Annotated in this window: 18 protein-coding genes and 1 pseudogene; 10 read left to right on the forward strand and 9 right to left on the reverse strand. The window is 29.1% G+C overall.

Features of this window, described 5'->3' with window-relative positions:
• Positions 1 to 33: 33 nt before the first annotated feature.
• Positions 34 to 1,203, reverse strand: coding sequence for a glycosyltransferase family 2 protein (locus J2Z76_RS10155; RefSeq protein ID WP_342455036.1), 1,170 nt, complete (start codon positions 1,201 to 1,203; stop codon positions 34 to 36).
• A 399-nt stretch (positions 1,204 to 1,602) separates the two neighbouring features.
• Here J2Z76_RS10155 and J2Z76_RS10160 point away from each other — a divergent pair, with 399 nt between their 5' ends.
• The 3 genes from J2Z76_RS10160 to J2Z76_RS10170 all read left to right on the forward strand — a co-directional run bounded on the left by J2Z76_RS10160 (position 1,603) and on the right by J2Z76_RS10170 (position 4,089).
• Positions 1,603 to 2,862 (forward strand): hemolysin family protein, encoded by a 1,260-nt coding sequence (locus J2Z76_RS10160; RefSeq protein WP_209511933.1) that lies wholly within the window; start codon positions 1,603 to 1,605, stop codon positions 2,860 to 2,862.
• 136 nt (positions 2,863 to 2,998) lie between these two features.
• Positions 2,999 to 3,574, forward strand: coding sequence for a nucleoside recognition domain-containing protein (locus J2Z76_RS10165; RefSeq protein ID WP_209511934.1), 576 nt, complete (start codon positions 2,999 to 3,001; stop codon positions 3,572 to 3,574).
• Positions 3,574 to 4,089, forward strand: coding sequence for a spore maturation protein (locus J2Z76_RS10170; protein WP_209511935.1), 516 nt, complete (start codon positions 3,574 to 3,576; stop codon positions 4,087 to 4,089). The genes J2Z76_RS10165 and J2Z76_RS10170 overlap by 1 nt, the downstream gene beginning before the upstream one ends.
• Here the strand turns inward: J2Z76_RS10170 and J2Z76_RS10175 are convergent.
• The 4 genes from J2Z76_RS10175 to J2Z76_RS10190 form a co-directional block, all read right to left on the reverse strand.
• The gene (locus J2Z76_RS10175; RefSeq protein ID WP_209511936.1) at positions 4,086 to 4,643 is read right to left on the reverse strand and encodes a DUF5317 domain-containing protein; all 558 of its coding nucleotides are present in this window, start codon (positions 4,641 to 4,643) and stop codon (positions 4,086 to 4,088) included. The genes J2Z76_RS10170 and J2Z76_RS10175 overlap by 4 nt on opposite strands.
• Before the next feature lie 23 nt (positions 4,644 to 4,666).
• On the reverse strand, positions 4,667 to 5,980 hold the full coding sequence (locus tag J2Z76_RS10180; protein WP_209511937.1) for an HD-GYP domain-containing protein: 1,314 nt from the start codon (positions 5,978 to 5,980) through the stop codon (positions 4,667 to 4,669).
• A gap of 238 nt (positions 5,981 to 6,218) precedes the next feature.
• Positions 6,219 to 6,842, reverse strand: a complete 624-nt coding sequence (locus J2Z76_RS10185; protein ID WP_209511938.1) for a hypothetical protein — start codon at positions 6,840 to 6,842, stop codon at positions 6,219 to 6,221.
• 288 nt (positions 6,843 to 7,130) lie between these two features.
• Entirely contained in the window at positions 7,131 to 7,910 is a 780-nt protein-coding gene (locus J2Z76_RS10190) for an SDR family NAD(P)-dependent oxidoreductase (protein WP_209511939.1), read from the reverse strand.
• 382 nt (positions 7,911 to 8,292) lie between these two features.
• Between J2Z76_RS10190 and J2Z76_RS10195 the strand changes: the two genes are divergently transcribed.
• The 4 genes from J2Z76_RS10195 to J2Z76_RS10210 all read left to right on the forward strand — a co-directional run bounded on the left by J2Z76_RS10195 (position 8,293) and on the right by J2Z76_RS10210 (position 13,764).
• Entirely contained in the window at positions 8,293 to 9,870 is a 1,578-nt protein-coding gene (locus J2Z76_RS10195; RefSeq protein WP_209511940.1) for a PucR family transcriptional regulator, read from the forward strand.
• A 185-nt stretch (positions 9,871 to 10,055) separates the two neighbouring features.
• Complete coding sequence (locus tag J2Z76_RS10200; RefSeq protein ID WP_209511941.1) at positions 10,056 to 11,996, forward strand: oxidoreductase; 1,941 nt, start codon at positions 10,056 to 10,058, stop codon at positions 11,994 to 11,996.
• A 36-nt stretch (positions 11,997 to 12,032) separates the two neighbouring features.
• On the forward strand, positions 12,033 to 12,827 hold the full coding sequence (locus J2Z76_RS10205; RefSeq protein WP_209511942.1) for an acetoacetate decarboxylase family protein: 795 nt from the start codon (positions 12,033 to 12,035) through the stop codon (positions 12,825 to 12,827).
• A gap of 115 nt (positions 12,828 to 12,942) precedes the next feature.
• Complete coding sequence (locus tag J2Z76_RS10210) at positions 12,943 to 13,764, forward strand: ZIP family metal transporter (protein WP_209511943.1); 822 nt, start codon at positions 12,943 to 12,945, stop codon at positions 13,762 to 13,764.
• Between the two features lie 175 nt (positions 13,765 to 13,939).
• Here J2Z76_RS10210 and J2Z76_RS10215 read toward each other — a convergent pair whose 3' ends face one another.
• The 4 genes from J2Z76_RS10215 to J2Z76_RS10230 form a co-directional block, all read right to left on the reverse strand.
• Positions 13,940 to 15,259, reverse strand: coding sequence for a TRAP transporter substrate-binding protein (locus J2Z76_RS10215; RefSeq protein ID WP_209511944.1), 1,320 nt, complete (start codon positions 15,257 to 15,259; stop codon positions 13,940 to 13,942).
• Positions 15,260 to 15,378: 119 nt separating this feature from the next.
• Positions 15,379 to 16,251: an SPL family radical SAM protein gene (locus J2Z76_RS10220; protein WP_209511945.1), complete on the reverse strand. Its 873-nt coding sequence runs from the start codon at positions 16,249 to 16,251 to the stop codon at positions 15,379 to 15,381.
• 29 nt (positions 16,252 to 16,280) lie between these two features.
• A complete protein-coding gene (locus J2Z76_RS10225) occupies positions 16,281 to 16,721 on the reverse strand; it encodes a GyrI-like domain-containing protein (RefSeq protein WP_209511946.1) in 441 nt (146 codons plus the stop codon).
• A 67-nt stretch (positions 16,722 to 16,788) separates the two neighbouring features.
• Entirely contained in the window at positions 16,789 to 17,685 is an 897-nt protein-coding gene (locus J2Z76_RS10230; RefSeq protein WP_209511947.1) for a helix-turn-helix transcriptional regulator, read from the reverse strand.
• 147 nt (positions 17,686 to 17,832) lie between these two features.
• Between J2Z76_RS10230 and J2Z76_RS10235 the strand changes: the two genes are divergently transcribed.
• The 3 genes and pseudogenes from J2Z76_RS10235 to J2Z76_RS10245 form a co-directional block, all read left to right on the forward strand.
• On the forward strand, positions 17,833 to 18,804 hold the full coding sequence (locus J2Z76_RS10235; RefSeq protein WP_209511948.1) for a tocopherol cyclase family protein: 972 nt from the start codon (positions 17,833 to 17,835) through the stop codon (positions 18,802 to 18,804).
• Between the two features lie 160 nt (positions 18,805 to 18,964).
• A complete protein-coding gene (locus tag J2Z76_RS10240; protein WP_209511949.1) occupies positions 18,965 to 20,893 on the forward strand; it encodes a sigma-54-dependent Fis family transcriptional regulator in 1,929 nt (642 codons plus the stop codon).
• A gap of 271 nt (positions 20,894 to 21,164) precedes the next feature.
• Positions 21,165 to 21,293 (forward strand): annotated as a pseudogene (locus J2Z76_RS10245) (butanediol dehydrogenase); the annotation flags it as partial.
• Positions 21,294 to 21,387 lie beyond the last annotated feature (94 nt).

The following is a 21,387-nucleotide window of genomic DNA, read 5'->3' on the forward strand; positions in this document are numbered from 1 at the left end:
GCCTTTGTTTTTTTATTGTTAATATTTGTTATATTATCTTACTTCTTCAATTGTTTTGACAACACTATGTGTTATTGGTTTCCACTCTATTTTTTTGAACAATGCCACAATTGAAATAGGAACATATGTAAAAATAAATATGGGGAAAGTAAATGTATATAATATTTTTTTCTTTGCAGTAGCTCTAATTTGTTTCCATTCAGATATAGTTGTTAATAATCCTAATACAAATATAACTAAATAAAAATTAGCAAAAGACATTATAATAGCACTGGTTGTTTCTTGGACTATCATAGGGGACACTTCAATATTAACGAGTGCATATGTCAAAAATATTAAATTTGTAACAGCGCTAAGAATAGAAATTATCATAGCAGGCATTACAGTCATAAACATATCATAGCAACAAAAGCTCTTGTTTTTGAAAATACCTTTAATTAAATCAAAGCCATAATTTGCAAAGACCTGATAAAATCCTTTTGCCCATCTTAATCTTTGATTCCATGATTGTTCAAAGTCATATGGTTGTTCATCGTATATTTTTGCTTTATCACAGTATCCTATTAATTCACCTTGAATTGCATTATCTATTGAGAATTCTATATCTTCTGTTAATAAATGGTGTTTCCACCCATTGTTTTTTTCAATTATATCATCGTGTACTAAAAAACCGGTACCAGATACAGCACATCCAGTTTTAAGTATCATTCTTGAATTGTTAAGAAATCTTGCTTCTCTTAAAAACCAAAGAGAATAACCAGCAGATATCCAATTTGTGTCATAATTTTTAGAATTTCTGTAACTAGTTATTATTTTGTAGTCATTGTCAAAAACTTTGTTCATTTCAGCGATATAATTTTCGTCTAATAAATTATCTGCATCAAAAATAAAATATCCATCGTAGTGATTAAACTTGCTTTTAATTATTTTAAATGCATAATCCAAAGCATAACCCTTACCAACGCGTTGTTTGTTAAAACGCTCAAAAACTACAGCCCCAGCTTTCCTTGCGACTTCTTGAGTATTGTCAGTACAATTATCTGCAACTACGAAAATATCTAATAGATTAGATGGATATTTTTGCTTTTTTATACTTTCTATTAAGTGACCTATTACATTACTTTCATTTCTAGCAGCAATAACTACTGCATATTTGTGATTATTTATTGAAACCATATTTTCACTTTTATAAATTAATGACACAAGCACATAAAATGCTTGATATAAGTAAAAGACTGTGAATATTAACAATATAATTAAATTGAATGTACTTATAAATGATAACAACTTTATTACCTCCGATGTTTAAACTTTATCTATAAAACTAAATCTTTACGCTTTGTTAGTATAGCACTTGAAAAAAATAAAACAATTAATAATTTCTTAATTTTTGTTGAAAACGGTTACTTTTATTTGTCGGATACGTATTTATAATAATTAAGAACTATAGCAATATTATTGCATTTGTAGGCATTCTTTATGCTAAAAAATAGTGGAATAATAACCCAATTCTATAAAGTGATTGACACCAGTGGATAGTTACATTATAATATAAGTATGGATTTATTAGAAAAATTTTCAAATTAGGAGTGAATTGCAATAATGGAAAGTGACGGGATAAGTCAGATTATCATATTTTTTATATTAATTATTTTATCAGCATTTTTTTCAGCTTCAGAAGTAGCATATACAAGCTTTAATAAATTACGTATGAAAAATTTAGGGGAAGGCAATAAGAAAGCTGAATTAGCATTAATTTTATATGATGATTATGATAAACTAATGTCAACTATACTTATTGGAAACAATATAGTCAATATAAGTGCCACTGTTTTAGCAACGATTTTTTTTATGAATGCTTTTCATATTCTAGGTGCAACCGTTTCTGCAGTATTAATGATTGCAGTAATATTATTTTTTGGAGAAATAACACCAAAAGCTATTGCTAAAAAGTCACCTGAAGGCTTTGCAATGTTTTCTGCACCTATAATTAGATTCTTTGAGATTTTATTTTCGCCGTTAAATTTATTATTTGTAATTTCGGTAAAATTTATTAGTTTAATTTTTAAATCAGAAGATTATCCTTTAACTACAGAGGATGAATTGAGGACAATGATTGATGAAGTTGAACATGAGGGCGTTATTAATAAAACTGAAAGTGATTTGATACGTTCAGCTATTGAATTTAATGATGTAGATGTTGAAGATATATTTACGCCTAGAATTGATATAGTTGGAGTAGATGAAGAAGATACACTGGATTCTATTAAAAAAACATTTCTTGTTAGTGGATACTCTAGACTTCCTGTGTTTCAAAATAATATTGATCATATAACAGGTGTAATACATGAAAAAGATTTTTATCAAGCTATAAATCGAAATGAAAGTGATTTTAGGAAAATCATTTCAAGTGTTTTATATGTCACGCCTAACAAAAAAATATCTGAACTTTTAAAAGATTTGCAGGTTTCTAAAGCACATATGGCTATAGTAATAGATGAATATGGGGGAACAGCAGGACTTGTAACAATGGAGGATATTATAGAAGAGCTTGTTGGTGAGATATGGGATGAACATGATGAAGTTATAGAATGGTTTAAAAAAATAGGAGAAGATAAATACCTCATTTCATGTAATGCGGATATAGATGATATGTTTGATTTATTTAATATCGTTCCAGATGAAGAGGTTGATGTTTCAACTGTTAACGGTTGGTTAACTATGATATTTGAAGAAATCCCAGAAGAAGGCGGAAGAATAATATATAAGGATTTAGATATTACCGTTACTAAAGCAGAAGCTAAGAGGGTTTTAGAGATATGCGTTGAAAGAATTCATAATGAATGTGATATTACTGGATAATCAATAACTTTTATTAATCTCTATAGATCAGCAATATAATTATAAATAAATAATGTGAATTTATATATAAAATCAAACATAAGATTTAATAGTATGTTTGATTTTTTTTATGTAATTGCTGAAGGGAATGATATAAGTGAAAAAGGTTTGGTTTGGATTAATTAGCATTGGAATATTATTTTCTTTTTTTAATGGTAAACCTGAAATTGTATCTAATGTCATATTGTATGATTTGCAAAAATCAGTAGATTTAATTTTGAGTTTAGTAAGTATAATGGCATTTTGGTCAGGACTTATGAGAATAGTTGAAAAATCAGGCATCTTAAACAAACTATCAAAGATAATAAATCCTGTTATTAAAATACTTTTCAGTGATATACAAAATAATACAAAAGCTATTAATGCAGTGATAATGTGTATTGCAGCAAATATGTTTGGAATAGGTAATTCAGCTACAGCGCTAGGTATAAAAGCTATGGAGGAAATGCAGAAGGGGAATAAAAACAAAAACATTGCAATGAATTCAATGTGTATGCTTTTGGTTATTAATATGTCATCTATACAATTAATACCATTGACTATAATAAAAATGAGAGCTGATGCAGGGGCGGTTAATCCAAATGACATAATATTGCCTACAATTGTTGCTACTACTTTTACAACTATTGTTGCTATTATATTTGCTAAATATTATGAAAGGAAAAATATATAATGAGATTATCTGATTTAATATTACCCATATTAATTGGAGGAATTTTATTTTATGGATTAATTAAAGGTGTAGATATATATTCAGAATTTATAGAAGGAGCTTTTGATGGCGCGAAATCTGCAGTTAAAATATTACCTTATATAGTAGCAATAATATTTGCAATTAACTTATTTATTCAATCAGGGGCGGAAGAATTTATAGTAAAAACTCTTACACCATTAACTTCATTGATAGGTTTTCCACCAGAATTGTTATCATTAATTATAGTTAAACCACTTTCAGGCGGTGGTTCATATGGTGTGATTAAAACATTATTAGATAGTTATGGAGCAGATTCGTATATAGGTCGCTGTGCATCTGTTATAATGGGTTCTGCTGAAACGGTATTTTACACAGCAGCTGTTTATTATGGTGCAGTAGGTATTAAAAATATAAGATACACTATTAAAGTAGGTCTAATAGCCCATGTAGCATCTATTGTTGCTGCTTTAGTGGTTTGTAAATACATGTTTTAATGATTTGATTTTAGAGCATCTTGCCAGAATATAAAGATACCTGATAAAAGGAATATATCGCCTATGCTTATTGTTTTTGCAAAAGGATATGGTGGTGGAATTGTTACTATGTCACAAAGAATTTTAAAGCGTGTTGAATCCGTTAGAATTGAATGTATTAAATCTTGGTTTGAATTGAGAAAATGTATAGTATCAGAACTATTTGCATATGCTTCGGAAATATAAACAGGCATTTTAAAGTCATTAAATGCAATAGCAATGAAATTTAATAGCGTTCCTACAAAAAATAGCTTCATATAGCTTTTTTTATAATTAATAGCTGTTACATATAACAATACAGGATAAATTAACCAATTTGCAGATAATATTTTAAATACATCATTATTTTTATAAAATTTAAACAAAAATACAGCAGTAATTTGTATTACTGCCATTATGATAAATAATTTATATCCTTTTATATCTATATCAATATTTGAAAAATTAATTTTTTTATTTCTTAAATATATTATAAGTAATGAAACTACAGATAATATTATTATTTCAGCAATCATATTTTCACCTAAAATATAAGATTTTAATAATTATTTATGATATTGTATGATTCTCTTAATGCGATAACAGCAACATCAACTATATCAGGGTTGAATTGGGTACCTGCATTATCTTTGATTTCGCGTAGTGAATATTCAAGATCAAGAGCGTCTCTATATGGTCTATTTGTAGTCATGGCATCAAATGAATCAGCAATTGTCAATATTGATGTTTCAAGTGTTATTTTTTCATGATCTAGTCCATCAGGATAACCACTGCCATCATTTCTCTCGTGATGGTGTCTTATTATATCAGACAAGTTCGATAAAAAGCTTAAATCAGATATTATTGTTGCACCTATTTGAGGATGACATTTTATTACTTCGAATTCATTTTTTTCTAATTTACCTGTCTTATTTAAAATTCCCTTGTCAATGCCTATTTTACCTATATCATGAAGCAAACCAGCACTTTTAATTAAATCAATTTTGCTTTGTGGTAAATTAAGTTTTCTTGCAATGCTTTCGGCATATGCACTTACTCTAACTGAATGTCCACTGGTATATGGGTCGTTGGCTTCTATAGTACGAATGAGCATATTAATTGATTCAAAATAATTTTTTCTCATATCAAGATATAGTTTGAATGTATATCTTGCAAACATTAGAGGGATGAAGAATAGTATTATTCCACCTACACCGTAACTATCACAGCTAAAAGCTATAACTATACCTAGAAGGCTTACAAGAACAACATTATAAAGGATACCAAAAATACTGTTTTTCCAGATATCAATAACTTTCTTATTTAAAATTAATGACATTAATATTGCCATAAATAAACTATTTAGAAAAATATAAATAATAAGCGAGAAGATAGAAGCTATAGGATTAAAAAAAACAAATCCAACATCAATTATTTTATCGGCAATTTCATATACAATGCTGCCAGCGCCTGTAATAATTATATATTGACTCACATTAAATATTGTTTTATATATGGGGTTGTTAAAAATATTAACTCTTCCTTTACCTTCAACATAAGGGCATCTAAGTGCAACTCCTACAGAGGATATTATTGCAACAGTTAAAGGATCAGTTAATAAAATAGCAGAAAAGGTTAATGCGTAACTTACTGATACAGCTCCGATTTTAGGCATAGGTATTAAAAAGGTTTCTGCTACAACACATAAAAGGGAGAAAACAATTAATAAAGTTTTGTCAGTGACATCATATGTCTTTATTAAATATAAAAGAAAAATAAAAGCAATAAATGATACCGCGCTAATGTACGCATATAAACTTGTATTAGTTTTTGCTTTAGAACGACCGATTACTCTTTTAATTTTAATATCCATATTTCCTCCATATATAATGAAGGGCTGACGTTTTTATCTTATAACCAGCTCATGCCAGCGCCACTTGCTAATACTAAAGCTACTAAAGAAGCAATTAAAGGCATTATTTTTTTCATTTGAAAATCCTCCTGATAAAGTCTCTGTTCGCTCGCTAATGGAACAGGAAGGATTCTCTTCTCTAGTTTTTTTCTTTTGTTATGGTTTGTCAGCCCAATTCATTTAAATCATTTATTTAATCTTAATCTTTATAACACAAACAAATTTTTCTATTGATTGCATTTAAGATAGATTTCACAGTTGAATCTATTCTGTTGTTAATTACAATAGATGAGCCTACGAGAACATTTTCCTCGCCTCGGTCTATATGAGTAATTGCAGATAATATTACTTCTTGTCCAGCAATTTTATGTATTTGAATATCTTCAGAAATGAAGCATTCTAAGCCTATGGAATTTTTAATTGCATCAAGGGTTGCCATTGCAGTTACTTTAAGAATGTTTTTCTCTGATTTAATTCCACTTGATTCACCTGAATATTCTTTATCATTCCATGAAAGATTAACATTTATTTTTATGTAATCAGAAGTAGTTTCATTTGAATATCCGTCATAAACCAATCTGAAATCAGTATTTACAGATAGGTTTTTTATTATTTGCGCAACGCTTATTATTTTATAATCAACTGTAATATTAAAGTTAGATAAAAGTGCGGAACGTATATCTCTGGCAATTTGTTTAGTGTGTCTGCTGTTGTCTGATAAAACGTGAATTTCATTTATAACATTGTTTTTATCAGCTATAATTTTACAAGACAATACAGACTTTATATTAGTCAAAAATGACTCTACTTCTTTAAAATCCATTAATCTTTCCTCCATGATATTTAAATAACATTTAATTATGTTATTATACTACAAAAATTACATGATTTCAACAAACTTTTACAAAACTTGTTACAAAATAAAAATAATGGGTTAATATGAGTGCAAACTTTTTCCTTGTGAAATAATATTGCTAACAATGTAATAATTTTTGCTATGAGTTCAATAATTAATATTATACTACCCGGCCCAACTGTCCGCATAATAACATTAAAAAAAAACTACTAAAATGCCATTTGAGAGCACTTTAATAGCTTTTAATGATTACATTTAAGTTAATGTATATCCACCATCGACTAAAATAGTTTGACCTGTAATGAATCCGCCAGCTTCAGAGCAAAGCATATTTGCAATTCCTTTAAAATCTTCAGGAAATCCCCAACGTCCAACAGGACATTTTACAGAAACAACTCTATCCATACCTAATTTTTTCAATGGTGGGGTTGTAGTCATTTTAGTGAAAATAGGACCTGGAGCAATGGCGTTTACAGTAACTCCATAAGGAGCTAGTTCAAGTCCAAATGATCTAGTAACTCCTCTTATTGCATGTTTTGTAATGACATATGGTGACATTCCAGACTTCATTCCTAAATACCCTGCTATAGAAGATACGTTTAAAATTCTTCCGCCATTACCTGCCTTAATAAAATATTTGCCAGCTTCCGCTGTAAGTGCAACCACTTGGTTTAAATTGATTTGCAAACAACGTTCATATTCTTCGTTTGTATAAGCATCACCCACAGGATTATGTGATTCTATTCCTGCACTATTTATAAGTATATCAAATTTTTCATATTCTTCAAGAGTTGCAGGTATGATAGTATTTACTTCTTCGGGTTTTGATACATCAGCGTGTATTGGTAAAAATTTTTGACCTGCTTTTTCAACAAGTGTTTTTGTTTCTTCAAATGATGTGTGATTGTAAACTCCAGCAATATCTACGCCAGCTTCTGCTAGTCCAACTGCAATGGCTTGACCAATTCCAGTTGCTGATCCAGTAACAATAGCTACTTTTCCTTTAAGGTCTGATAATTCGTTTATGCTTTTCATAGTGTTTCTCCTCGTACAATATATTTACGGTTTTTTTAACAAGAATACCGCATGAAAACTTTTTGTCATGTTTAATTTTTATATACTTTTTTTAAATTATTAAAAAATAATTTTTAATTAATAGCTTTTATCCTAGTTTTATATTTATTATGTTTGTTATTAATATTGCACAGTGTATCATACTAAAAGATTCGTTACTATATTAAAAAATCCAAAATTCATTGCCTTAGTTGTGCAAAATGTATATGATAAATTAAAATGGTTAATTGTTTCTTGAAAAATACTGCTAAAGGCATTATAATATTATTGATATCAATTTTTTGACAATAAATTAACATAGTTGAGTTTAAAAATGTCTGTGATAAAAGAATCGAGGTAGATTATGGGTATTAATTTCGAGGGATTATGTCAACGTTTTACAGAAAAAATTAAAAAAGTTTATCTTGAGGTAGAGCCAGATGTAAATTTTGTTGATGTAGAGTTAATTACAGAGAAAAAGACAGAGTTTTTAGAAAATTACATATATGTTGGTACTACTTCTAGTTTAAAAGGGAAATTGGATAAACTCAGCAATTCCTGCTTTATTTTATTAAATGATGATTCAATAATATTAGAAAATTTTATTGATAATAAAGTAACGATAATTGAGATAAATGAAAATGAAAACATATTAGAAATTTATAACGAAGTAAGAACTCTTTTTCGTAGAGATGTAAAATACAATCAATTTAAGATATCTTTATTAGAAGTACTTCTTTCGGGAGATGGTATATATAAAATAATAGATGTTGCTTCGAAATTAATTGGAAATCCTCTAATTGTTATTGACTTAAGTTTTAAAGTGCTAGCTAATTCTCCAATAGAAGAGATAACTGATCTGTTGTGGATGGATAATGTTAAAAAAGGGTATTGTTCTTATGAGTTTATTAGTGAATTAACTAAATTAGAAAGTCTAAAAAAAGGAAGAAAAACAAGTTATCCGTTTGAAGTAACCTGTCCTGAAAGTCCTAATAAAAAGGTTGTATTTAAAATAGAAGTAAGTGGTAAAGTCATAGGAAATATCATATTAATTGAATGTGTAAAAAAAATTGATCCTTATGACTATGATTATTTGATGCTATTAAGTCAAATAATTTCAATGGAATTAGAAAAGAAACAATTTTATAGGAACACTAGAAATGTTCTTAGCGAAGAAATATTATATGATTTACTTGAAAATAATATTAAGAATGAGGCAATAATTGAAGAAAGAATAGAAAACGGTGGCTTAGTATTTAGTTCTCATATTGAAGTATTAGTAGTTGATATAACAAATTATGACTTTAAAAAATCCATATATGCTAGATATTTAGATTCGAAATTGGCGAATCTTTTTCCTATGGGCAAATCAATTTATTATAATGGTGATGTGATAATAATAAATGATAGAAATTATTTTAAATCCGGACAAGTTAAGAATGACAAAGTTATAGATTTTCTAATAGAAAATAAGTTGAAAATGGGAATAAGTAATGAATTTTCTTCAATAAAAGATTGTAGCATTTACTATCATCAAGCAATAAGGTCGTTAAAAATAGGTGCTATTCTAGAACCTGAAAAATGCGTTTATCAATATGAAAATATTCAACCTTATAATTTTATTTATATGGCAAAAGAACAGATAATGAAAGAAGATTTTTATAATGATTCGTTATATATGCTAAAAACGTATGATGATGAGAATAACTCTGAATTATATAAAACCTTATATATATATTTAAAAAATAATCATAATATTACTAGAACAGCAGAGGAATTGTTTATTCATCGAAACACTTTAAGGTATAGATTAGAGAAAATCGTTGATATACTAGGAGTAAGCTTAGATGAAAATGACATTAGTTTTAAACTATATTATGCATATAAATCAATGAATTTTTATAAAAATTTAGTTGATGCACAAAAAAAGAATGACAATTAATTAAATATGTACAAAATGATAATCTCTAATATTCAAGAGATTATTTTTTTGTACAATATTTTGAAGTGCATAATGCACAAAGACGATAATAGATTTTGGAGGATCCTCCGTAGCAAGCGATTTTATACAATGTTATAATTTAATTAATCTAAAATGAGTAAAATTATAAGGGAGGCAGATATTTAATGAAATATGAAAAGCTTTTTAATAAAGGTAAAATAGGTAGACTAGAAATAAAAAATAGAATAGTAATGCCTGCAATGGGAACTAATTTAGCTTCCTATAGCGGAGAAGCATCTGATGCAATCATTCGCTATTATGAAGAAAGAGCAAAAGGTGGATGTGGGTTAATAATTACAGAAATCACTAGAATAGATAACGAAACAGGAATAGGAACGCCAAATCAATTGTGTGCAATGGATTTGAAGCATATCCCAAGATTAGAAATGTTGGCTCGCAGTGTGCATAAGTATAATACCAAAATATTTTTACAGTTGCATCATCCAGGTAGAGAAAACCATGCTATGATAATAGATGGTCGTCAAATAGCTGGACCAAGCCCTATAATGTCATCAGCTATTGGTGAAATGCCTAGGGAGATGACAATAGAAGAAATTGAAGGCTTAGTTGTAAAATTTGTAAAAGGTGCTGTTCTCGCACAAAAAGCTGGTATAGACGGAGTTGAAATCCATGGTGCTCATGGATATCTTGTTGGACAATTTATGAGCCCACAATCTAATCATAGAGAAGATAAATATGGTGGTAGCTTTGAAAAAAGAATGAGATTTATAACTGAAATTATAATGGGCATACGTGCTAAATGTGGCCCGATGTTTCCAATATCAGTTAGAATTGATGGGGATGAGTTTGTCGAGGGCGGTATATCTTTAGAAGAAGCAATTCAAGAAGCCGTTTATTTAGAAAAGTTAGGTGTAGACGTTATAAATGTAAGTTCTGGAACATATGAATCAGTTACTACAGTAATAGAACCTATATCATATCCCCAAGGATGGAAAAGACATTTAGCTAAAGCTATAAAGGAAGCAGTTAATATACCTATAATTGCTTGTGATGTAATTAGAAAACCTGAAATGGCAGAAACTATACTAAAAGAAGATAATTTAGATTTTGTAGCATTAGGTAGAGCACAATTGGCAGATCCACAGTGGGGTAATAAAGCAAAAGAAGATCGGGAAGAAGAAATTAGACCTTGTATATCATGCTTGAATTGTATAGAAAGTGTTCTAAAATGTGAGAACATAAAATGTGCAGTCAATCCAAGAGTGGGAAGAGAATTAGAATATTCAGACTTTACTAAAAATGGAGAAGGCAGAAAAGTTGTAATTGTTGGAGGCGGTCCAGCAGGAATGGAAGCTGCAAGAGTTTTGGCATTAAAAGAATTTGTACCTATAATATTCGAAGAGAAAGAACATTTAGGTGGCAGTGTGTATTTAGCGACTAAACCACCATTGAAAGATAAATTAAATTGGTTTCTTGAATATCAAGAATCAACTCTTGAAAAATTAAATATTGAAGTAAGATTAAATGAAAAGGCAACTTTAGATAAAATTAATGAAATTGATCCATATGCTGTATTTATTGGAGCTGGGTCAAAACCATTAGTACCGCCAATACCAGGAGTAGAAAAAAGTTTTGTATATACATCAACTGATATTTTAGAAGGCAAAGTTATATTAGAAAATAAAAACGTAGTAGTTGCAGGGTCAGGAATGACAGGTCTAGAAATATCCGAATTATTAATTTCTAGTGGCAATAAAGTAACTGTAATAGAGATGGCAGATAAAATTGCCCCTTCTGGATATATACCAAATGTAGTTGATATAAGTATGAGACTTGTTAAAGGTGGGGTAAAATTACTACCTTCCAGCAAACTTACAAATATTAAAGACGGTGAATTAGAGATTGAAAATACAAAAACCCATGAAATAACCACATTAAAAGCAGATGCATTAGTATTATCTCTAGGAGTTAAATCCAATAATGAAATAGTAAAAGCTGTGGAAGAGAATTATAAAATTGTTGAAATATTAGGAGATGCGTGCAAACCAGGCAGAGTGGTAGATGCAATGTTAAATGGATTTGAAAAGGCTTATGTGCTTGAGTAAGATATAAAAAATTGAATTATCATAGGAGGATTTATTATGTATAGTTTTACAAAAACAATGGATCAAGTCATGTCATTACAAGGGAATAAAACAATATTTTATGGCGCAGAAATGCTAAATACTGTTTGGGAAACAAAGCCAGAAATTATAGCAAAATTACTTCCGGCACCATTAAAACCAGTAGCTAATAAACCATTGGTTTCCACTTTTGTAGCCAATTACCCTAAAACAAGTTTTTGTCCTCCATACAAAGAGGCTGGATTGTTTATCCTTGCAGAATGTGATGGAGTAGTAGGTAGATATTGCTTATCCATGCCAATAACTGATGGAATGGCAATGTCAATGGGGAGAGAAGTTTGTGGATTGCCAAAAAAAATGGCAAATATAGAGTTTGAAGTTAAAGATGGAAAAGCAGAAGGAAAAATTAGTCGTAATGGTATAGAATTTTTCTCAGTTAGTGCTGATATTTCAGGAAAGTTAAATGAAAATGCTACAGTTGAAGAACTTAATGAAGCAATAAATCCATTCATGTATAATATTACATATGCAAAATCAGCAGATGGTTGTGGATTCTTACTAAGCCCTACTTTAATTAGACAAGAATTAGCTGTTGATGATATAATGGAAAACAAATTAGCTTCAGCTTCTGTAACAATGACAGATTCTCCACACGACCCATGGGCTGAATTAGAAGTAGTGAGAATGATAGGATCTCAATATATAGTTAGTACAAATACTTTACAGCCAGGTGAAAACTTGTATTTTAACAAAATTGACCCTATGAAATTTGTTCCATACTCATTCTTAAAATGGGATTGGTGGTCTAAGTAACAAAAAATTATATTGATTATTTCAAAATAATCAATATAATTTCTAATGTTATGTTATAATTTTTCTTATTTGGGTATATAGTAATGAGTAGAATTAACATAACAGGAGGAAAAATATGGTTCAATTGATATCGCGGCTATCTCCAGTATCTCAAGCACTTATTGCAACATTATTTACTTGGTTTATTACTGCCCTTGGAGCTGGCTTAGTTTTCTTTTTTAAAAAAATTAATAAAAGTGTATTAAATGCAATGTTGGGATTTGCTGCAGGGGTTATGATTGCTGCTAGTTTTTGGTCACTATTATCACCTAGTATTGAAATGGCAGAGGAATTAGGTCAAATACCTTGGTTAACGGCTGCTATAGGATTTTTATCTGGTGGAGCTTTTCTTTTTTTAGTTGATAAGTTACTACCTCATTTGCATTTAGGATTAGATACTTCTAAAGCAGAGGGAATAAAAACAAGTTGGCAAAGAAGTGTTCTTCTGGTATTAGCTATAACATTGCATAATATTCCGGAAGGTTTAGCAGTAGGTGTTGCTTTTGGTGCAGTTGCCTATGGTTTGCCTTCTGCATCAATTGGTGGCGCTATAGCATTGGCAATTGGTATAGGGTTGCAAAATTTCCCAGAAGGTGCAGCTGTTTCTATCCCATTGAGAAGAGAAGGATTTTCTCGTAGTAAAGCATTTATATACGGGCAGGCGTCAGGAATAGTTGAACCAATTTCAGGTGTAATAGGGGCACTTGCGGTAATATCAATGCGTACGATTCTGCCATATGCATTAGCATTTGCAGCTGGAGCTATGATTTATGTTGTTGTTGAAGAGCTGATTCCTGAAGCACAACAAGGAGATGAACACTCAAGAACAGAAATAGCAACGATAGGTTGCATGGTTGGATTTGCAGTGATGATGATATTAGATGTTGCTTTGGGTTAAAAATATTATAGAACATTTGATTGTATAAATAAACTAAGTACTATATTAGTGTATAATGTATAGTATTTTAATAAAAGGTTTTATGGTAATAATATAACGATTTTAATAAAAGCAGTTGAAGATATATAACTAAAGTTATGAGATATAGTTATAGTATCTTTCAATTGCTTTTGTGTTAATGTTTAAAGTTATCACTATTTTCCATATAAGTATATACCAAATCTAAGTCATCAATATCTTCACAAATTTTTTCATATATAGGAAATGCGAGACATCTCATTTCACGCAATACGTCTTCTGGTAAATCAATTATTTTCATACCATTATCCATAAGTACTTTTTTATTTTCTTCAATACGTTCAATTGACTTTTCTTTTGCATATTCGGTTGCCCGCTTAGCTGCTTCATCAATTATAGATTTTTCACTTGCTGTTAAGCTGTTGTAAAATTCATCACTTGTTATAAGGGCTAATAAATGTGGTAAATGACAAGTGTTTATTATATAATCTTGAACATCATATAACTTAAAACCAGCTATGACATCATATGGATTCTCTTGAGCATCTATATAGTTAAACTTTAAACTTGTGTATATTTCACTAGATGGAAGTGGAATTACAGTTGCACCTAGTGATTTCCAAAAAGCTTCGTGATTACGATTTTGTATTGTTCTAATTTTAATTCCTTTGAAGTCATCTATGCTATTAATTTCTTTGTTAGATGACATTTGTCTAAACAATATGTCAGACATCCCCAATAGTTTATATCCAGAATCTATATATGCATTATCTATTTTTTTTGTGAACTCATCATTATTAATTAGATTTCTTAAATTTGATATATCGTTATAAACCATGGGCATATCATATAAAGCTAACTCTGGAATAAAATCAACCTCATGAGCGGTGGTTTGAATTATAAAGTTGGGACTTCCATTTTGTATTATGGTTTTAAACATTTCCCTGTCTGCACCCATCTTTCCATCAGTGAATACTTCTATATTTATTTTTCCATTACTTAACTCATAAACTTCATCAGCAAATTTTTTTCCATATAAATAAGTCACAGTATCTTTAGGACTATCTATACCTAATGTCAATGACATATTTCTAACATCTTCTTGTATCAAATCAGAAGTATCAATTTTCATGATTTCGTATGATGGTAAATTAATAACTTGATTATAATTTGGTGATTTATTTTTTAATTGTAGAGGATTCAAAATTAATTTTAATTTACACAATAGACCAGGATGAATTTGTAAATTGTTTATTTGTACAGGATAATATCCTAGAGAATTAATTTCAACTTTAAACTCATTAAATTCATCTGGTGCAGATAATTTTATGTATGCATTTTCCACAGGGCTTCCGTCTTGTGAAAATATTTTAATATCTAAAAATGATTTTGAAATTTGATTATTATTTTTATATGAGGTATCAAGACTTATAATACAATTGCTTTCTTTTGAATATATGTAATCCCAATAATACAATTCTAACACATCCTTTTGTTCTATTTAAAATATATATATCAATATATTCATAAATTTAGGATTTGTAACAAAATATTTAAAAAGAATGTGTATTGTATCCTGCCTTTACACTTAACAGTTTATATAAATAAACTAATCTGTTCATTTGCAGCTTTATCTTCAAATGTATTCAAATAAGAAAAAATATTATCTATTCCTATTAAAATATTATGTTTTTTACATTCCCGATATAAAATCTTCATAAGTTTATTGTGATTATCGCTGTTGCACTCATATGAATTTCCATATGTTTTTATGTAACGTTGTTTCATATGAGGGAAATTTTCATCTAGTTTTTGATAAAAATATTCTCTGTTTCCATCACGTAAAGTTAAACCGATACCAAAACACATAATACCATGGACATTTGCTTCAATGCAATAATTTAAAAGTCCTTTAAAGTTTTCTTCTGTGTCATTTATGAACGGCAGAAATGGTGACAACCAAACTACTGTGGGAATTCCATTTTCATTCATTATTTTCAAAGTTTCAAAACGTTCTTTAGTAGTTGAAACATTGGGTTCTATAATTTGGCATAAATTTTCATCAAATGTAGTTAGTGTCATTTGCACAACACATTTAGACTTTTTATTTATGCTTTTTAGTAAATCTAAATCCCTTAAAATTCTATTTGATTTGGTTAATATACTAAGTCCAAAACCATATTTATCTATAATTTCGAGACATTTACGAGTGTACAAAAGTTCTTCTTCAATATGCATATAAGGATCACACATAGCACCTGTACCAATCATACATTTTTTGCGTTTGCGTTTTAATGCAGCTTCAAGCATTTGGGGTGCGTTCTTTTTAATTTCAATGTCACAGAAATCGTGCTTCATATTGTAACAGCTACTTCTACTGTCGCAATAAATGCATCCATGACTGCACCCACGGTATATATTCATCCCATTTTTAGGTGATAGAATAGATTTATAATCTTGGTAATGCATTAAAACCACCCCAGTCCTTGTAATTTGTTTTATTTCAATGCTATATAAATATCAATATCAGCATTATCAAAATCGCTATTTAAGTATTCTTCAAAATCTCCTGTAAAGCTTCTATCCAAATCCATTTGCCATATTTCACCCCAAGCTTCAGCAACAGCTTTTTCCATATGTCCATGTACAGAAAATTTTGCATATTTTCCAGCAGGAATGATTTTTACAGTAAGATCTTTGTTATCTGCTTTTGAAACTTCATTACCTGCTGTAATGCAATATTCATCATTTGTATAGTCAGAATAAAGTCCTATAGCATATTCATTAACTTTGTTTTTGATTGCTGCATTTACTCCACCTTGGTATAACTTTTCCCACAAACCACTGATGATTTCTCCCATTTTAGGATTACTGTTAGATGTTGTTGCACTAACTCCTACAACTGTTTTTTCTTCTAAATTTACTATTTCGTAATTCATTCTAAATAACCTCCATTTATTTGATAAGGCTATTATAAATCATGTAATTTGACAACATCATGTCATATTATAAATAGTTATTAAGAATTTTTTGAAGTTTTATTTTTATTTCATGTCGTATTTCTTCTGGAGAGAGAACTTCGCAATCTTCGCCAAAAGATGCAATATAATTAAATATCCATTCACCTTTTGGATACATAATTTCCGCAATAAAGCTACCATCTTCAAGTTCAATATAAGTACTGAATTCATCATACACACGATAAGCCATTTTTTTCGAAAGCTTAAGCTTAAGAACAATTAACTCATCATTTAGAATTTTTTTCTCACTAAATATTTGTGAAGGTGCTTTTTTTTGAAAAGTTTCATCTGAAATTGATAATTCTTTTATACGGGTCAATTTAAAAAATCTATTATCACATCTTTTGCTACAATATCCATAAAGATACCAACTTTGACCTTTAAAACAAAGCTTTAAAGGACAAACATGACGGTTTGTATTTTCACCTTTGCCACTTGAATAAGAAAATGAAACAGTATTTTTACTTAATATTGCAGATTTTAGATTGCAAAACAGATTTTTTTCTTCATCAGCATTATACCAAGCTGCAAAATCTACTTCTATCCAATCTGTATTAGTTTCACCAAATAAACTACTTAGTTTTTCAAGAGCATTATCTGTTTCACTTAGATTGACAGAATTTACAGCTTTTAAAGAAGATAAAATATTGTTTTTTTCTTCATTGGTTAATACAGTTTTGTTTAGAACAAAGTCAGATAAAAGAGAAATACCTCCTCCTTTACCTTTGCTCATATATACAGGAATACCTGCAGAGGAGAGTGTTTCAATATCACGATAAATTGTTCTTGTTGATACTTCAAACTTCTTAGCAAGTTCTTTTGATGTTACTAATTTTTTATCAAGTAGTATATATACTATTTCAAACAACCTATTAATTTGCATTTTATCACCCAGTTAAAGTATACGCCTTAAATATGACAATAACAAGTCATATTTATCGAATGTTATGCAATTTTGTATTTAATTACTAATTAATGTCCATACTATAAACTTATAAAAGAAATTTATTTTGCCAACTTGGAGGGATGCATGTTTTTAAAATATATAAATGAACCAATTTTATATCAAGGAAGAAATAAATGTAGAAAATATTTTGAAGGATGGTATTTTAAACATATATCTAATGATTTAAAAAATACCATTTGTATAATCCCTGGAATAACCAAAGATGAATGTGACCCTCATGCTTTTGTTCAAACTATCATCAATAGAAATATAGGAGATGAGTTAAGAGTAACTACTCATTATTATAGATATTCAATTAATGATTTTAAATATACTGATGTTCCATTTAGTATAAAAATTGGAGAAAATATGTTTGCGAGTAATGGGATAGAGCTTACATTGGAGGATGATGAATTCTCGATATCAGGGAAAATTAACTATTCAAGTTTTACAAAAATTAAAACTAATATTATATATCCTAATATTATGGGTTGTTTTGCATATTTGCCAATCATGGAATGTTATCATGGCATTGTTAGTATGAATCATTATCTTGATGGTTCACTGTTTTTAAATGAAGAGGAAATCAATTTTAATGAGGGTAAAGGTTATATAGAAAAGGATTGGGGAACGTCCTTTCCAAAGGAATATGTATGGATGCAATGCAACCATTTCAAAGATAAAGATGCGAGCATTATGTGTTCAATCGCTGATATTCCTTTTTTAGGAACATCATTTCAAGGATTTATATGTAATTTATCTTTTTCTGGACGAGAATACAGATTTGCTAGCTATAATAATAGCAAAATATTAAATATTAATTGCAGTTATAATATGTTTGAAGTTACAATAGTTAAGGGTAACTTAAAATTGGAAATTAATGCAAAAATGGATAAAGGAGGTGTTTTGAAAGCTCCCCAATATGGAACTATGAAAAGAACAATAAAAGAAGGAGTTAACGGAGTAATTAGTTTAAAGTTAGCAAAAAAAAATAACGAAATTTTGTATGTTGGTGAAGGAAAGCCTTGTGGAATTGAAATTGTTAAAAATAGTTAGAAGATAGGGCGAAGAGGGATCCGCTTGAGATGATATAAAATTCAATATTTATAAACCTTGAAATCAGCTATTAAAAAATATATAATATTTATAAATTATTGACTGTAACCAGAAATATCTCTAATTTCGATACTTTTAAGATAAAAACTCAGGGAGACATATGGAAGAATATAAGAAATTTATAGAAAAATCATGGAAAAAATTTATAGAAACTGGCGATATAGACAATGGAGTAAGAACTGAAATAGCAGAATCGTGGAAAAGGTGCAAAAGCTATGGTGTAGATCCAATTAATAAAAATGTCCGCCCGAAGTATAGTGTGGATGCTGACCATAAAACATATGAAAATGAAGAACTGATTTCAGTAGCTAGACCTATAATGGAAAATGTGTATAATATTGTGAGAGGTTCTGAATTTGCTATAATATTGACTGATAAAGATGGATATATTATTGAAGTTATCGGCGATGAAGATATGCTGAAAAAAATGGATGATTTGAATTTTGTAAAAGGTGAGTTGTGGACTGAAAAGGCAGTTGGAACTAATGCAATAGGGACTGCTCTATATATAAACAAAGCAATACAGACAATAGGAGCAGACCATTACAGTATAACCCAGCATTCTTGGACTTGCTCAGCCTCGCCTATTCATGATGAAGAAGGAAATATAATTGGATGTATTAATATGTCTGGAAATTATTATAATGCACACTCACATACTTTAGGTATAGTAACAGCAGCAGCGCATTCAATACAAAAGCAATTAGCTTTAACTATTGCAAATAATTTAATGAATGTTACATTTAATTCCACCTGTGAGGGAATGATTGCTTTAGATGAAAAATTAGATATTAAAAAGGTTAATGGAAAAGCACTTGAAATATTGAATATAAGTTTTGAAGATATTCTTAATATAAATATAAAAGAGACCTTAAGAAATGTTAGTTTTGATAAGATAATAACTCTAGATTATAAGGTTTATAATAATGTTGAGTGTGATTTCTATATAAAAAATAATAGAGTTAGGTGTATTATAAATGCAGTACCTATGAAAGTAAATGAAAAGTTTGTTGGAGTTGTAATAACCTTTAGAAAAACACAAGATGTACACAAACTAGTAAGCAAAGTAGTAGGTTATAAAGCGTCATATAACTTTGATGATATAATAACTAAAAATTCAAAGATGAAAGATATGATTGAATTTGCAAAAAAAGCATCTAAGAGTGACTGCAATATATTGATCGAAGGAGAGAGTGGTACTGGAAAAGAACTTATTTCTCAATCTATTCACAATTATAGCGACAGATCTTCAGGCCCTTTCGTGGCAATAAATTGTGCTTCTATACCAAGAGAACTTGTGGAAAGTGAACTATTTGGATATGAAAAAGGTGCTTTTACAGGAGCTTCTAAGGAAGGACATCCGGGAAAATTCGAAATAGCTGATGAAGGAACGATTTTTTTAGATGAAATTGGCGAACTGCCTTTAGATATGCAAACAAAACTTTTGAGGGTTTTAGATAATAATAAAATCACTAGAGTTGGAGGAACATATGAAAAGCAGCTTAATGTCAGAGTTATTGTTGCTACTAATAGAGATTTAAAGGAAGAAATCAAAAAGAAAAATTTTAGAAAAGACCTTTATTACAGATTAAGTGTGATGAATATAAAAACAATACCATTAAATGATAGAAAAGAAGATATAGAGATTCTCGTAAAATATTTTTTGAAAAAATTAGATATTAAAAATGGTCAGGTAGGTAAAAAAGTAAGCACATACTATATTAATAAGCTTAAGGAACATAATTGGAGTGGAAATGTAAGAGAGCTTAGAAATGTGGTTGAAAGAGACTATTATTTAAGTGATATAAGTCTAGATTTATCTAATTATATTGATGAAGAATCTTTCAGTGGGAATGATGTTGAAAAAGCAAAAATAAATGTGGTACCTATGAAATCCATAGAAAAAGAAATCATAGAAAATGCATTAAAGAAATATAACGGCAATATAGTTAAAACCTCTCAGGTTTTGAATATTGGTAGGTCTACATTATACAGAAAAATAAAAAAGTATAATATAATTGTAAAGTGAAAATTCAATTAGGGGAATTTTTAATTCGTACTTGAGATATAATAACATATAATACAAAAAGAAGAATTGAGTGTGTCGAAATGATACACACAAATTGAATGTGCCAAAGTGATACAATTTTTAATGTATCACTTTGGCACATTTTAATTATAGAAGAGCCATTTTAGAATAATTGTGTATTGGCATGATAATTGCTAAACATATAGTCGTTAATAAATTAACGAAGAAAATAACTTGACAAATAGTATTTAAAATTGATGGAGGTTTTATTATGAAAGCAGCATTATGGTATGGAAAGAATGATGTAAGAGTGGAAGATATTGCAGAGCCAATGGTTAAAGCCGGTTCAGTAAAAATTAAAGTAAAATGGTGTGGAATTTGTGGTTCTGATTTACATGAAATAAGCTCTCGGAACAAGATGATGTTTGAAAATTAAATATTGCAATTTCACTAAAAAAGAACCTAAATTTTGAGGTAATACTTTAAGGTAAGTA

The organism is Sedimentibacter acidaminivorans, from assembly GCF_017873955.1.
GTDB classification, from domain to species: Bacteria; Bacillota; Clostridia; order Tissierellales; family Sedimentibacteraceae; genus Sedimentibacter; species Sedimentibacter acidaminivorans.

Coding starts and splice junctions, on each gene's coding strand:
- J2Z76_RS10230 (WP_209511947.1), bottom strand. CDS start 17,685: ATGCAAATTAATAGGTTGTTTGAAATAGTATATATACTACTTGATAAA.
- J2Z76_RS10220 (WP_209511945.1), bottom strand. CDS start 16,251: ATGCATTACCAAGATTATAAATCTATTCTATCACCTAAAAATGGGATG.
- J2Z76_RS10170 (WP_209511935.1), top strand. CDS start 3,574: ATGAGATTATCTGATTTAATATTACCCATATTAATTGGAGGAATTTTA.
- J2Z76_RS10210 (WP_209511943.1), top strand. CDS start 12,943: ATGGTTCAATTGATATCGCGGCTATCTCCAGTATCTCAAGCACTTATT.
- J2Z76_RS10240 (WP_209511949.1), top strand. CDS start 18,965: ATGGAAGAATATAAGAAATTTATAGAAAAATCATGGAAAAAATTTATA.
- J2Z76_RS10235 (WP_209511948.1), top strand. CDS start 17,833: ATGTTTTTAAAATATATAAATGAACCAATTTTATATCAAGGAAGAAAT.
- J2Z76_RS10190 (WP_209511939.1), bottom strand. CDS start 7,910: ATGAAAAGCATAAACGAATTATCAGACCTTAAAGGAAAAGTAGCTATT.
- J2Z76_RS10225 (WP_209511946.1), bottom strand. CDS start 16,721: ATGAATTACGAAATAGTAAATTTAGAAGAAAAAACAGTTGTAGGAGTT.
- J2Z76_RS10175 (WP_209511936.1), bottom strand. CDS start 4,643: ATGATTGCTGAAATAATAATATTATCTGTAGTTTCATTACTTATAATA.
- J2Z76_RS10160 (WP_209511933.1), top strand. CDS start 1,603: ATGGAAAGTGACGGGATAAGTCAGATTATCATATTTTTTATATTAATT.
- J2Z76_RS10205 (WP_209511942.1), top strand. CDS start 12,033: ATGTATAGTTTTACAAAAACAATGGATCAAGTCATGTCATTACAAGGG.
- J2Z76_RS10195 (WP_209511940.1), top strand. CDS start 8,293: ATGGGTATTAATTTCGAGGGATTATGTCAACGTTTTACAGAAAAAATT.
- J2Z76_RS10180 (WP_209511937.1), bottom strand. CDS start 5,980: ATGGATATTAAAATTAAAAGAGTAATCGGTCGTTCTAAAGCAAAAACT.
- J2Z76_RS10185 (WP_209511938.1), bottom strand. CDS start 6,842: ATGGATTTTAAAGAAGTAGAGTCATTTTTGACTAATATAAAGTCTGTA.
- J2Z76_RS10200 (WP_209511941.1), top strand. CDS start 10,056: ATGAAATATGAAAAGCTTTTTAATAAAGGTAAAATAGGTAGACTAGAA.